General features: G+C 73.2%; 9 protein-coding genes and 1 pseudogene. 2 read left to right on the top strand and 8 right to left on the bottom strand.

Annotation, left to right across the window (positions count from 1 at the left end; all coding sequences use genetic code 11):
* Window positions 1-226: 226 nt before the first annotated feature.
* A complete protein-coding gene (locus GPJ59_RS24935) occupies window positions 227-559 on the bottom strand; it encodes an MGMT family protein (RefSeq protein ID WP_219669934.1) in 333 nt (110 codons plus the stop codon).
* 111 nt (window positions 560-670) lie between these two features.
* Between GPJ59_RS24935 and GPJ59_RS24930 the strand changes: the two genes are divergently transcribed.
* Window positions 671-3,607 (top strand): lysylphosphatidylglycerol synthase domain-containing protein, encoded by a 2,937-nt coding sequence (locus GPJ59_RS24930; protein WP_308120466.1) that lies wholly within the window; start codon window positions 671-673, stop codon window positions 3,605-3,607.
* Here GPJ59_RS24930 and GPJ59_RS24925 read toward each other — a convergent pair.
* Together GPJ59_RS24925 and GPJ59_RS24920 are read right to left on the bottom strand one after the other, a co-directional pair.
* The gene (locus GPJ59_RS24925; protein WP_308120464.1) at window positions 3,604-4,980 is read right to left on the bottom strand and encodes an MFS transporter; all 1,377 of its coding nucleotides are present in this window, start codon (window positions 4,978-4,980) and stop codon (window positions 3,604-3,606) included. The genes GPJ59_RS24930 and GPJ59_RS24925 overlap by 4 nt on opposite strands.
* Window positions 4,981-5,283: 303 nt before the next feature.
* The gene (locus GPJ59_RS24920; protein ID WP_219669932.1) at window positions 5,284-6,057 is read right to left on the bottom strand and encodes a MerR family transcriptional regulator; all 774 of its coding nucleotides are present in this window, start codon (window positions 6,055-6,057) and stop codon (window positions 5,284-5,286) included.
* Window positions 6,058-6,170: 113 nt separating this feature from the next.
* Between GPJ59_RS24920 and GPJ59_RS24915 the strand changes: the two genes are divergently transcribed.
* Entirely contained in the window at window positions 6,171-7,700 is a 1,530-nt protein-coding gene (locus GPJ59_RS24915; RefSeq protein WP_219669931.1) for an alpha/beta hydrolase, read from the top strand.
* Window positions 7,701-7,852: 152 nt separating this feature from the next.
* Here GPJ59_RS24915 and moeZ read toward each other — a convergent pair whose 3' ends face one another.
* The 5 genes and pseudogenes from moeZ to GPJ59_RS24890 form a co-directional block, all read right to left on the bottom strand.
* The gene (gene moeZ, locus GPJ59_RS24910; RefSeq protein ID WP_219669930.1) at window positions 7,853-9,031 is read right to left on the bottom strand and encodes an adenylyltransferase/sulfurtransferase MoeZ; all 1,179 of its coding nucleotides are present in this window, start codon (window positions 9,029-9,031) and stop codon (window positions 7,853-7,855) included.
* A gap of 87 nt (window positions 9,032-9,118) precedes the next feature.
* Window positions 9,119-9,862, bottom strand: coding sequence for a spherulation-specific family 4 protein (locus GPJ59_RS24905; protein WP_219669929.1), 744 nt, complete (start codon window positions 9,860-9,862; stop codon window positions 9,119-9,121).
* A complete protein-coding gene (locus tag GPJ59_RS24900) occupies window positions 9,850-10,887 on the bottom strand; it encodes an NAD-dependent epimerase/dehydratase (RefSeq protein ID WP_219669928.1) in 1,038 nt (345 codons plus the stop codon). The genes GPJ59_RS24905 and GPJ59_RS24900 overlap by 13 nt, the downstream gene beginning before the upstream one ends.
* Before the next feature lie 142 nt (window positions 10,888-11,029).
* A complete protein-coding gene (gene iscB, locus GPJ59_RS24895; RefSeq protein ID WP_308120462.1) occupies window positions 11,030-12,325 on the bottom strand; it encodes an RNA-guided endonuclease IscB in 1,296 nt (431 codons plus the stop codon).
* A 343-nt stretch (window positions 12,326-12,668) separates the two neighbouring features.
* Window positions 12,669-12,868 (bottom strand): annotated as a pseudogene (locus GPJ59_RS24890) (hypothetical protein); the annotation flags it as partial.

Genomic DNA, 12,868 nt, shown 5'->3' with positions numbered 1-12,868 from the left:
CGACTGCCTAGCGATCAGTGCTGTGTACGCCAACGCGCCACCCTGCAACCAACACCGGGTGATCGGCCGCGGGCGCAGAGTGGATAAAGGGACCGGCCCGGAACCGGCCCGGGCCCGCCGGCCGGTCCGCGCCCCGCGCGCGGTCGGCGCGCCCCCGCCCGGTACCTCGTACGGGCCTTCGTCCGCATCTTCGGTCTGCCGCTGCGGCGCCGGATGGCGGAAGCTGTCAGGTGTGAGCCCCGTCATGTCCGTCCCAGCGCGCCCGCCGCATGTCGATCCGCGGTCCGGCGGACGCCTCGCGCAGCGGTGTGGCCTCGGCGCGGTAGTGCGCCAGGGCGCGGAGCTCGTGGCCGGGCAGGGGTACGCCGTCCGCACGCACCACGCGCCACCACGGGACCGCGCCGCCGTAGAGGGCCATGACGCGGCCGACCTGGCGTGGTCCGCCCTCGCCGAGCCACTCGGCGACGTCCCCGTACGTCATCACCCGGCCGGGCGGAATCCGCTCGGCGACCTCCAGCACCCGCTCCGCGTACTCCGGCAGCTCGTCCATGCGGCCCATGGTGCCGCACCGCGCCGACAGCCCTGCGGAACGATTTGCTCCGCAAACTCGGGCACCCCTGATGCCTCGCGGCCCCGCCCGTCCGTGCCACCATCTTCCGGGCGGTGACTCGTGATACGTGATCAAGAAGAGACGGAAGTGACGGCGAAGGAGCAGGGTGTGAGCCCTCAGGACGACGCGCGGAGCGACGCCGCGGCGGCCGGGGCCGAGCACACCCGCGCGACGACTGCGCCACACCCGGAGCCCGTGCGCCGCGGCGGCGGCGACCGGGCCGACGGCACGTCCGACGGCAGGACCGGCGGGACCGGAGGCACGTCCGCACCCATGCCTGGAGGCACCTCCGGCGACACGTCCGCAGGCGCGTCCGCGGCCGACGGCCAGGCCGACAGGACCCGTACCGGCCCCGCCGACCGCGGTGACCGCCACGCCGACGGCCGGCACGCCGGAGACCACCCCACCGACCACCACCCCGCCGACGGCCACCCCGGCGCCGACCGCGTCGAGGTGGACGAGCCGCTGCTCGCCGCCCGCGTGCACCGGCCCTCCGACCTGGTCCGGCTGCTCGTCGGCATCCTCGGCATCGCCCTGGTCCTCGCCCTCGCCGCCTTCGCCCACGGCACCACCTCGGGCCTGGAGGCCGACATCAGCTCGGGCACCGAGGAGGCCCCTGACCTGCTGATCAAGGTCGCGGGTCTGGTGTCGAGCATCGCGGTGCTGCTGGTGCCCGTCGCCTTCGCCATCGAACGGCTCATCAAACGCGACGGCCTGCGCATCGCCGACGGCGTGCTCGCCGCCGTCCTCGCGCACGGCGTGACCCTCGCCACCGACCTGTGGGTCTCCCGGGCCGCGTCCGACACCGTCCAGGACGCCCTGACCCGCCCCACCGGCGTGGGCGAGGCCCTGACCGATCCGGTGCACGGCTACCTCGCGCCCGTGATCGCGTACATGACCGCCGTCGGGATGACCCGGCGGCCGCGCTGGCGCGTCGCGCTGTGGGCGGTGCTGCTGCTCGACGCCTTCGCGATGCTCGTCGGCGGCTACACGACCCCGTTCTCGATCATCCTCACCGTGCTGATCGGCTGGACCGTCGCGTACGGCACGCTCTACGCCGTCGGCTCGCCCAACGTCCGCCCCACCGGCCAGAACCTCCTCGCCGGCCTGCGCCGCGTCGGCTTCCAGCCGGTCAGCGCCATGCGCGCGGAGACCCTGGACGGCACGGAGGTCCAGGAGCACAACGACCGGGGCCGCCGCTACCACGTCACGCTGGAGCACGGAGCGCCGCTCGACGTCACCGTCGTGGACCGCGAGCAGCAGGCGCACGGCTTCTTCTACCGGGTCTGGCGCCGGCTGACCCTGCGCGGGATCACCACCCGGCGGAGCCTGCAGTCGTTGCGCCAGGCGCTGGAGCAGGAGGCGCTGCTCGCGTACGCCGCCATCGCGGCCGGGGCGAACGCGCCGAAGCTGATCGCCACCTCGGAGCTGGGCCCGGACGCCGTGATGCTCGTGTACGAGCACCTCGACGGGCGCTGTCTGGACTCGCTCGCGGACGAGGAGATCACCGACGAGCTGATCCGCAACGCGTGGGAGCAGGTGCGGTTCCTGCAGTCGCGGCGGATCGCGCACCGGCGGCTCACGGGTGACGCCCTGGTGGTGGATCGTTCCGGCAGGGTCACCCTCACCGACCTGCGCGGCGGCGAGATCGCGGCCGGCGATCTGGTGCTGCGGATGGACGTCGCGCAGCTGCTGACCACGCTCGGCCTGCGGGTCGGCGCGGAGCGCTCGGTGGCCGCGGCGGTCGAGGTGCTCGGCATGGACACCGTGGCGGACTGCCTGCCGCTGCTCCAGCCGATCGCGCTCAGCCGCTCGACGCGGGCCACGCTGCGCCGGCTCGCCCGGGAGCGGGCCCAGCGCGAGCGCGAGGCCGTGCTGGAGTCCTCGCGGCTGGCCAAGGCGGAGCGCGCGACCCCTTCGAAGGCCGACTCGAAGGCCGAGCGCAAGGCCGAGAAGCGGGCCCTGGACGAGGCCCTCGACGAGGCGCGCGAGGAGGACCTGCTCAGCCAGATCCGCCGCCAGGTGCTGCTGATCCGGCCGCAGGCGCCGGTGGAACCGGCCCGGCTGGAGCGCATCCGGCCGCGCACGCTGGTCTCCTTCATCGCGGGCGCGTTCGCCGCGTACTTCCTGCTGACGCAGTTGACGCACGTCGACTTCGGCCGGGTCATCGGCGAGGCGCAGTGGGGCTGGGTCGGGGCGGCGGTCGCCTTCTCGGCGCTGAGCTACGTCGCCGCGGCGATGAGCCTGCTGGGCTTCGTGCCGGAGCGGGTGTCGTTCGTGCGGACGGTGACGGCGCAGGTGGCCGGCTCGTTCGTGAAGCTGGTGGCGCCGGCGGCGGTCGGCGGTGTCGCGCTGAACACCCGCTTCCTGCAGCGCTCGGGCGTCCGGCCGGGGCTGGCGGTGGCGAGCGTGGGCGCCTCGCAGCTGTTCGGTCTGGCCAGCCACATCCTGCTGCTGCTGGCGTTCGGCTATCTGACGGGTACGGAGAAGACCCCGCAGATGACGCCGTCCAGGACGGTCATCGCGGGGCTGCTCACGGTCGCGGTGCTGGTGCTGGTGGTGACGGCGATCCCGTTCCTGCGGAAGTTCGTGGTGACGCGGGTACGGGCGCTGTTCGCGGGTGTCGTACCGCGCATGCTGGACGTGCTCCAGCGGCCGCAGAAGCTCGTCACGGGCATCGGCGGCATGCTGCTGCTGACCGGCTGCTTCGTACTGTGCCTGGACGCGTCGGTCCGGGCGTTCGGCGGGGGCGAGACGCTGAGCCTGGCGAGCGTCGCGGTGGTCTTCCTCGCGGGCAACGCGCTGGGCTCGGCGGCGCCGACGCCGGGCGGCGTGGGCGCGGTCGAGACGACGCTGACGCTGGGTCTGATCGCAGCGGGGCTGGAGAAGGAGATCGCGATCTCGGCCGTCCTGCTGTTCCGCCTGATGACCTTCTGGCTGCCGGTCCTGCCGGGCTGGCTGTCGTTCAACTACCTCACCCGCAAGGAATCGATCTAGTTCGTACCGATCTGGTTCGTACCGATCCGGTTCGTACCGATCTGGTTCGTACGCGGCTTCGCCGGGCGGGAGGCGGCGGCCGCGGCGAAGAGGCAGAGGCCGCAGGCCGCCACCAGGAGCCAGCCCGGGCGGGCGGCGGCGGTGAGGTCCCCGGGGGCGACGTCCGCGACCAGGGCCCCGGCCACCGCGATGCCGACCGCCGCACCGATCTGCCGCGCGGTGGAGGTGATCGCCCCGGCCACACCGGCCCGGGACGCCGGCAGACCGCTGACCGCGGTGTTGGTGAGCGGGGCGTTGGCGAAGCCGAAGCCGATGCCGAGGCACAGGAAGGCCGCCAGCAGCAGCGGGAGGCCCGTGTCCGGGCCGAGGTCCACCAGGCACAGCCCGCCGGCGGCGGTGAAGGTGCCCGCGAGGACGAGCGGACGGCGGGGGCCGAGCCGCCCCACCAGGCTCCCGGACCACGGCGCGCACACCGTGGCCCCGAGCGCCATCGGCAAGGTCGCCGTACCCGCCGCGAGCGGGCTCCAGCCGCGGGCCTGCTGGAGCTGGAACGTGGTGAGCAGCAGGCTCACGTTCAGCGCGACGAACACAGCCACGGCGCCCAGCACCGCCGTGGCGAACACCGGCCGCCGGAAGAGCCCGAGGTCCATCAGCGGCTCGGGCCGGCCCCGCTCGACCCGGACGAACCCGGCCGCCGAGGCCGCGACCAGCGCGTAGCCGGCCACGGCCGCGGGTGAGGTCCAGCCGATACGGGGGCCTTCGATGAGCACGGCGACCGACGCGCACAGGGCGAGGGTCACGAGGGCCTGGCCGGGCAGGTCGAGGCGCCGGTCGCGGCGGCCGCGGGACTCGGGGACGAACACCGCGACGAGCACCAGCGCCACCACGACCACCGGGGCATTGATCCAGAAGACCGACCGCCAGCCGAAGGCCTCGACGAGCGCCCCGCCGGTCACCGGGCCGGCCGCCATGCTGAGCCCGAAGACCGCGGCCCAGACGCCGATCGCCCGGGCCCGCTCACGCGGGTCGGGCATCGCGTTGACCACGATCGCCAGGGCCACCGGGCTCAGCATCGAGGCCCCGACGCCCTGGACGGCCCGCGCCGCGACGAGGAACCCGAGCGACGGGGCGAGCGCGCACGCGAGCGAGGCGACGCCGAAGACGCCCAGTCCGCACTGGAACACCAGGCGGCGGCCGAAGCGGTCGGCGAGCGCGCCGGCGGCGACGAGGAGGCTGGCCAGGACCACGGTGTAGGAGTCCACGACCCATTCCAGGCCGCGCGTGCCCACGCCCAGGCCCCGCCCGACCTCGGGCAGCCCCACGTTGACGATGGTCGTGTCCACGCCGACCAGGAACATGCTCAGCGCGCACACGGCGAGCACCGTCCAGCGCCGGCGCGCGCTCAGCCCGGGTGGACCGGCCGGGGACGTCGAAGCCGGAGCAGACGCCGATGTGGATGTGGAGCTCGATGTCGTGGCCACGGATGCCGCCTTCCGTCCGGGTCGATCGGGTGCCCGGCCATGCTCGAACCGGGTGGCGGCACCGGCCCAGGAATCTTGCCAGGACGGCAAATTCGGCGGTCGGCGCTCCCGACTCCGCCTCCCGGCCTCGGGCCGGCATCCCGGGACCCGGGGCCGGAAGACGGGCCGACGGGCCGACGACCCGCCGGCCCCGCCCTACGCCTGGTCCGAGGCCCACTTCGCGATCAGCCGCCCCAAAAGCTCTGCACACCGGGCCTGGGCCGGGGAGATGTGGCCCGGGACGGGCGCGTAGGACTCCAGCTCCGGGGCGCCGAGTTCGCTGCCCGCCGCGTCCACCGTGAAGCTGTCGTCCACGAACTCCGGTTCGGGGAAGCTCGCCGCCCGCTCCGCCGCCTCCATCGCCTGCATGTGGACGAAGTAGGCGTGCGCGAGCCGCTCCACCCGCGGGTCGTCCACCGGAGCCTCCGCCAGTTCCAGCAGCTCCGCCTGGAGCCGCCGCTGCTCCGTCCGCAGCCGTGGGTGCAGGGCCAGGACGTGCCGGGTGACGGCCTCGTGCTCGGCCACGGCCGCCCCCAGCGGGTGCCCCCGGTGCTCCAGCTCGACCGGCCGGCCCGCGGTCTCGGCCAGCTGCGAAGCGAGCTCGCCGAGGTGCCCGCGCGCGCCCCGCAGCCGGTGCAGCTCCGCGATCCGGGAGCGCAGCTCCGCGTCCTGCTCGGCCAGCGAGCCCTCCAGTTCCGCCAGCAGGTCGTCCTGGTCGGTCTTCCGGTCGAGCTCCGCCCGTACGTCGTCCAGGGCGACCCCCTGCTCCACCTTCCGCCGCACCCACAGGATCCGCACGATGTCGTCGTACCCGTAGCTCTCCCGCTCCGGGAGCAGCCCGATCCCGTGGTAGTGCCGCAGCGTCCGGGGGGCGGTGCCGGTCAGCGCCGCCGCCTCGTTGATCGTGACGTGTCCGCCGTTGTCGCTCATGGTCACCACCAGACCAGAAGACCGGGCTGCCTGTGCAAGCAGGCGCCGCAGGGCCGCCACCCGCATGGCCCACGGCGGGGGCGCGCCCGCTGCGCCGCACGCAGGATGGGGGCATGCCACGACACGCCCTGCGGGTCACCGCCGCCACCGCCGTCGCCGCCGCGCTGCTGACCACCGGCGCCTGCTCCGGCGGGGGCGACGGAGGCGGTGAGGGCGCCGGAAAGCTGGACTGGGGCAAGTGCCCGGTCCCCTCGGCCACCCAGGGTGGCGGCGAGTCCCCGGGGGCGAACTGGCAGTGCGCCACGCTGGACGTCCCCCTGGACTACGCCGAGCCCGACGGGGAGAAGATCCCGCTGGCCCTGATCCGGCTCCCGGCCCGCGACAAGGACCGGCGGATCGGCTCGCTCGTCTTCAACTTCGGCGGCCCCGGCGGTTCCGGCGTCACCACCCTGCCGGGCGCCGCCCAGGAGTACGCCACCCTCAACGAGCGGTACGACCTGGTCAGCTTCGACCCCCGCGGGGTCGGCGGCAGCGCGCCCGTGACCTGCGAGAACGACAAGCAGCTGGACGCCTACTACGCGACGGACTCCACGCCCGAGTCCCCGGCCCAGCTGAAGGCCTTCCTCGACGCCCAGCGCACGTACCAGGCGGCGTGCGAGAAGAAGTCCGGCGAGCTGCTCCCCCACGTCGGCACCGAGAACGCCGCCCGCGACCTGAACGCGCTGCGGGAGGCCCTCGGGGACGACAAGCTGCACTACTTCGGCATCAGTTACGGCACCGAGCTCGGCGGCGTCTACGCCCACCTCTTCCCCGAGCGCGTCGGCCGCGCGGTCTTCGACGCGGTCGTGGACCCGACCAAGAACTCCGAGGAGAGCGCGCTCGGCCAGGCCAAGGGGTTCCAGCTGGCGCTGCGGAACTTCGCCCAGGACTGCGTGGACCGCGGCGACGCCTGCCGGCTCCAGGGCAGCACCGCCGAGGAGATCGAGGAGAACATCGTCAAGCTCCAGAAGAGCCTGGCCGCCAAGCCCATCCCCGGGATCGGCGACCGGCCGCTGACCGAGACCGCCGCGACGAACGGGATCGCCCAGTCGCTGTACTCCAAGGAGCTGTGGCCCTATCTGGAGCAGGGGCTGGACGAGGCGGAGGGCGGCCAGGGCCAGCTGCTGCTCGTGCTGTCCGACCTGCTCAACGGCCGCGACCGGTTCGGCCGTTACAGCAACATCGGCGCGGCGAACACCGCCATCAACTGCGCGGACTCCAAGGAGCGCTACACCCTGGAGCAGACCCGGGACAAGCTGCCGGAGTTCAAGAAGGCCTCGACGGTCTTCGGCGGCTTCCTGGGCTGGGGGCTGCTGGGCTGCACCGGCTGGCCGGTGAAGGGGGCCTGGGAGACGCCGGACGTGAACGCCCCGGGCGCCGCGCCGATCCTGGTGATCGGCAACACCGGCGACCCGGCCACGCCGTACGAGGGCGCCCGGCACATGGCGGAGCGGCTCGGGCCGGGGGTGGGCGTGGAGCTGACGTACGAGGGCGAGGGGCACGGCGCCTACAACAGCGGTGACCGGTGCGTGAAGGCCGCCGTGGACGCCTATCTGCTGGACGGCAAGGTGCCCGGCGCCGGCACCGTGTGCAAAGCGGCCTGACGCCTGGCCTGCCCCGCCCCGCCCCGCCCCGACGGCAGACAAGCGACGGCGGACATACGTACGGGCCGCACCGCATCACGCGGTACGGCCCGTACGGCAGCGCCAGTGCCCGGCGGGGCCTGGTAGACCGGCGCCTAGTAGACCGGCAGCGCCTAGTAGACCGGCTTGTGCGGCTCGACCTGGTTGACCCAGCCGATCACGCCGCCGCCGACGTGCACGGCGTCCGCGAAGCCCGCGGACTTGAGAACGGCGAGGACTTCCGCACTGCGGACACCCGTCTTGCAGTGCAGGACGATCCGCTTGTCCTGCGGCAGGTCCTGGAGGGCGGTGCCCATCAGGAACTCGCCCTTGGGGATCAGCCGCGCGCCCGGGATCGAGACGATCTCGTACTCGTTCTTCTCGCGGACGTCGATGATCTCGATGTTCTCGTCCTCGTCGATCCACTCCTTGAGCTGCTTGGGAGTGATCGTGGAGCCGAGCGCCGCCTCCTGGGCCTCCTCGGACACGACGCCGCAGAAGGCCTCGTAGTCGATGAGCTCGGTGACGGTCGGGTTGTCGCCGCAGACCGCGCAGTCGGGGTCCTTGCGGACCTTGACCTGGCGGTACTGCATCTCCAGGGCGTCGTAGATCATCAGGCGGCCGACGAGCGGCTCGCCCGTGCCCGTGAGGACCTTGATCGCCTCGGTGACCTGGATGGAGCCGATGGACGCGCAGAGCACGCCCAGGACGCCGCCCTCGGCGCAGGAGGGGACCATGCCCGGCGGCGGGGGCTCCGGGTAGAGGCAGCGGTAGCAGGGGCCGTGCTCGGACCAGAAGACCGAGGCCTGGCCGTCGAAGCGGTAGATCGAGCCCCACACGTACGGCTTGTTCAGCAGCACACAGGCGTCGTTGACCAGGTAGCGGGTGGCGAAGTTGTCCGTGCCGTCGACGATCAGGTCGTACTGGCTGAAGATCTCCATCACGTTGGAGCTGTCCAGCCGCTCCTCGTGCAGGACCACGTCCACGTACGGGTTGATGCCCTTGACCGAGTCGCGCGCCGACTCGGCCTTGGAGCGGCCGATGTCCGCCTGGCTGTGGATGATCTGGCGCTGCAGGTTCGACTCGTCGACCTCGTCGAACTCCACGATGCCGAGCGTGCCGACGCCGGCCGCGGCCAGGTACATGAGGGCGGGCGAGCCGAGGCCGCCCGCGCCCACGGCGAGCACCTTGGCGTTCTTCAGGCGCTTCTGGCCGTCCATCCCGACGTCCGGGATGATCAGGTGCCGGGAGTACCGACGGACCTCGTCGACGGTGAGCTCAGCAGCTGGCTCGACCAGGGGTGGCAGCGACACGGGCACTCCGTAGATAAGGAGCATCCCCACGCGGACGCGGGGAGCGGACTGATGGTTGCACTACCCGTAACAGTGCCACGCCCTTCTTCATTCCGAGACACCCGGTCCGATACGCGAGACGATTTCGTCCCAGTACGCGGGCATCCCGGCCCAGGGGTCGCCCACCCCCTGCCGGTCGGTGAACCAGATCGTCCCGGCCCCCTGCCAGCGCGCGACGCGCAGGGCCTCCTCCAGGTGGGTGCGCGGGACCCCGTGCACGAAGTGGCAGAAGCGCTCGGGCGGGTGCTCGGAGGTCCACTCCGCCACCTGCGACCAGCGGTAGTCGGCCCAGCTGCCGGAGAAGGTGACGAGCTGGTCGGCGATCCCGGCGTAGCCGGGGTACGGGTGGGTGCCGTGGCCGAGGACCAAGTGCAGCCCCGGGCCGAGCGTGCGCAGGGTGTCCACGACGCGCCGTACGTCGTCCAGCTCCGCCCGGCCGGCGGGGACCCGGTCCAGGTAGAAGCCGCCGACCCGGTACCAGTCCAGGTAGCGGTGCGCGTCGGAGACGATCTCACCGAACGTGCGGTCTCCGTCCCGCATGGCGAGATGGCCGAGCAGGGTGCCGCCCGCGTCGCAGAGCCGGGCGGCGGCCTCGGTGCAGTGCGGGTCGGGCCGCCGGCCGGGCCCGTCCGTGACGTTGAGCACAGCCCAGTGCAGCGGGGTGCCGGGGCGGGTGAGCTCGGCCCATTCGACGGGCGCCACCAGCGGGTGGGCGTACCCGGGGCTGCCGAGCCCGAGCCGGCCGGACTCGGTGGCCGCCAGCCGGCCGGGCGGGGTGGTCAGATACGGCATGCCGCCTCCATCCAGATGTCCGCGAGGGACTCCTCCAGGTTGATCCGGGGCCGCCAGCCGAGCCGGTCCCGGGCGGTGCGTACGTCTGCCTGCTGCCAGACCCCGCAGCCGTCCGGGTACGGGTACGCGGCGGGCGGCGGGGTCGCGGCGAGCTGTTCCGCGCCGGCCTCGGAGCGGGGCGCGCCGATGCCGGGCCGGCCGCCGAGGTGGTGGCCCCCGTGGCCGGGGTGACCGGAGTGCCCGGGGTGACCGGCGTGGCCGGGCTGCTGCGGGAGGTCCAGCTCGTGCAGGGCGCCGCCGTAGCCGGCGACCCGGGCCAGTACGGCCGCCGCGTCCCGCAGCCGGACGGCGCGGCCGGTGCCGATGTTGACCACGCCCTGGGCGGCGGACAGCGAGGCCGCGTGCACGGCGCGGGCCACGTCCCGTACGTCGACGAAGTCGCGCTGCACGCCCAGTCCGCTGAGCTTGAGCTCGTTGTCGCCGGACTGCATCGCCCGCCGCATGGCCTCGGCGAGCCGGCCGAGCGGGGACCCGGCGGGGGTACCCGGCCCCACCGGCGAGAAGACCCGCAGCACGACGGCGTCCAGGCCGGATCCGAGCACGAGCTCGGTCGCCGCCAGCTTGCTGACACCGTAGGGCCCACCCGGTCTCGGGACGGCGTCCTCGGCCGTGGAGGAGCCGGGCTGGCTGGGCCCGTACTCGGCGCCGCAGCCAAGCTGGACCAGCCGGGCGCCGCAGCCGCTGCGGCGCAGCGATTCGCAGATGGTGGCGACGGCGACGGTGTTGTGCCGGGTCAGCTCGCGGGCCCCGCCGCGGGTGGCGCCCGCGCAGTTGATCACCACGCCGGGGTGGACGGCGTCGAGGAACCGGGTCAGCGCGCCGGGGCTGCCGGTGGCCAGGTCGAAGCGGACGTCGGCGTCGTCGCCGCGGCCGAGCGCGGTGAGCTGCACGGCGGGGTCGGCGAGCAGCCGGTCGGCGACGAAGCGGCCGAGGTATCCGTTGGCTCCGATCAGCAGCACCCTCATCGCACGGCCCCCTGCTCGATGGCTTGCCCGTTCATCATGTTTTCCTCCAGGGATACCCCCTCGTTTACGCGGGGGAGGAACTGGAGCCTCTGCGGAGCAGGGCAGGGAGCGAGGTTTCGCCGCCAGGGCGAAACGTCGTCACCTACCGCGCTGCCGCAGACGGCCCTTCGGGTTGGGTGGTGTAGGCGTATCCGTCGGCCCGCTGGAGCAGACGGACGTACTTGCGGTTGATGCCTTGGACGGTTCCGTGGCGGGTTGTGATGTTGAAGCTGCCGGTTGCCCGTACGGCGACACGGCCGGTGTGGGTACCGGCCTTCTTGCCGGTGGGGACGACGGCTCGGACGAGGTCGCCGGTGGCGTAGCCGAAGAACTGCTTGTGCCGGGGCAGGCGCAGGCGGGGGAAGCCGTGCTTGTCGGGCCGGGTGCGGGCGTGGGTTCCGCGGCCCGTGCATCCGGCGACCAGGACCAGGCGAACGGCTTCGGTGATGCAGTCGAGCTTGCCGACGGCGAGAGCGTCCAAGGTGTGCGTCTTGGGGAGTGCGGTGCGGGTGCGGTTCCACTTCGTCCGGCCGCCACTGGCCGTGTGGGTGGGCCATACCGCGTCCAGGGCTTGCCACAGGGACCACCTGGTGGAGTTGACAGCTGCGGCGTCCCTCAAGGGCGCTTTGGCGCGCTTGAGGATGTCGGCCGCCCGCTTCGGGGCGAACTCCTCCACGGGCCGGTTCGACTTCCGCTCGTTGCACGGGACGCAGGCCAGGACGAGGTTCGAGACCCGGTCGCCGCCTCCCCGGCTGCGGGGCTGCACGTGGTCGATGTTCAGCGCAACGTTCGTGGCGCCGCAGTACACGCACGCCCGGCCGAACTTGGCGAGTAGGTACTCGCGGACCTCGTAGCCGTGGAGGGTGCCGTTTTGGTACTCGGCTCCCTCCAGGGGCTTGCCCGCGCTGAGGGCGTGGGTGTCGAACGCGACTCGTTCCACATGCACGGCCCGCACGGGCGACCAGCGGGCCAGCCGTGCCACCCACGACGTGGTGGTGTCGACACGGTGCCGCAGGGACGGGGCGAGCCATCCATCGGGGCGGCTGCGGTTGAGGAAGCGCGGTGCCCGGTAGCGCAGGTTGCGGGTGCGGCGTCCGCGCCGGTAGGCCGAGCGCTGCTCCAGCTTCTTGCGGATCGTCGCCCCGCGGTGGTCGAGCTGGAGCGCGTACCGGCCACGGCGCTGCCCGGCCTGGGCGGTGAACACGGCGATCCCGGTGTGCTTGGAGCCGGGGTCGACACCCACCTCGACACCGTCCGTCTCCGAGTCGGCGGCGGTGCGGTCTTTGAGGCGGATGACGAACGGGGTGTGGTGGTGGACAACAGCGCGTTCCTTCGTGAGCAGCTTGCGCGCCCTGGCAGGCGTGCAGGGCTGCAACGGCGTGCCGTGCTTGTCGAGCACGAACACGAACGGGTGCCGCTCACGCGGCTCCTCCCCGCCCCCAGGGGGCTCGGGGGTGACGCCCCCGGCAGCAGGTGAGCCACCGGAGATCTCCTCTCGCACATGTCCCGCGCCGGGTACCGCAGTGCGGTGCTCGACTCCCGTTTCGTCCCCGATCCCTGGGTTGTCTGCTGAGCCGAGTTCCAGAGCAGGCTGCTGAGGAAGCACAGCCTGGTGGGTCTTCCCGCCTACGCGGAACGTAGCCAACGTCAGTCACCTCCTACTTGGTCGTTGGCTGGTGCTGGTAACACACGGGCCTCAGCCGGTTCGGCTGAAAGCCCCCTCGTTTACGAGGGGGATCCGGTTATGTGGTTACGTGTGCGGATGCGCGGGACAACGCGAAGACGGCGTGGACCAGGAGGCCCGCCGCGGCGGCCGGGGCGGACACCGCCGCCGCGGCGAGGGCGACGAGGACCGGGGCCCGGCGGGGTCCGGCCGCCGTCGCGGCGCCGTGGCGCAGCAGCAGGCGGGCCAGGAAGAGCAGCACGGCGAGCGGTACGGCGG

The organism is Streptomyces bambusae (genome assembly GCF_019400985.1).
Lineage (GTDB): Bacteria > Actinomycetota > Actinomycetes > Streptomycetales > Streptomycetaceae > Streptomyces > Streptomyces bambusae_A.
Note: the sequence above shows the minus strand (reverse complement) of the source record. Positions and strands in the feature narration are given on the sequence as shown.

Coding starts and splice junctions, on each gene's coding strand:
- GPJ59_RS24935 (WP_219669934.1), bottom strand. CDS start 559: ATGGGCCGCATGGACGAGCTGCCGGAGTACGCGGAGCGGGTGCTGGAG.
- GPJ59_RS24920 (WP_219669932.1), bottom strand. CDS start 6,057: ATGAGCGACAACGGCGGACACGTCACGATCAACGAGGCGGCGGCGCTG.
- GPJ59_RS24915 (WP_219669931.1), top strand. CDS start 6,171: ATGCCACGACACGCCCTGCGGGTCACCGCCGCCACCGCCGTCGCCGCC.
- GPJ59_RS24905 (WP_219669929.1), bottom strand. CDS start 9,862: ATGCCGTATCTGACCACCCCGCCCGGCCGGCTGGCGGCCACCGAGTCC.
- GPJ59_RS24900 (WP_219669928.1), bottom strand. CDS start 10,887: ATGAGGGTGCTGCTGATCGGAGCCAACGGATACCTCGGCCGCTTCGTC.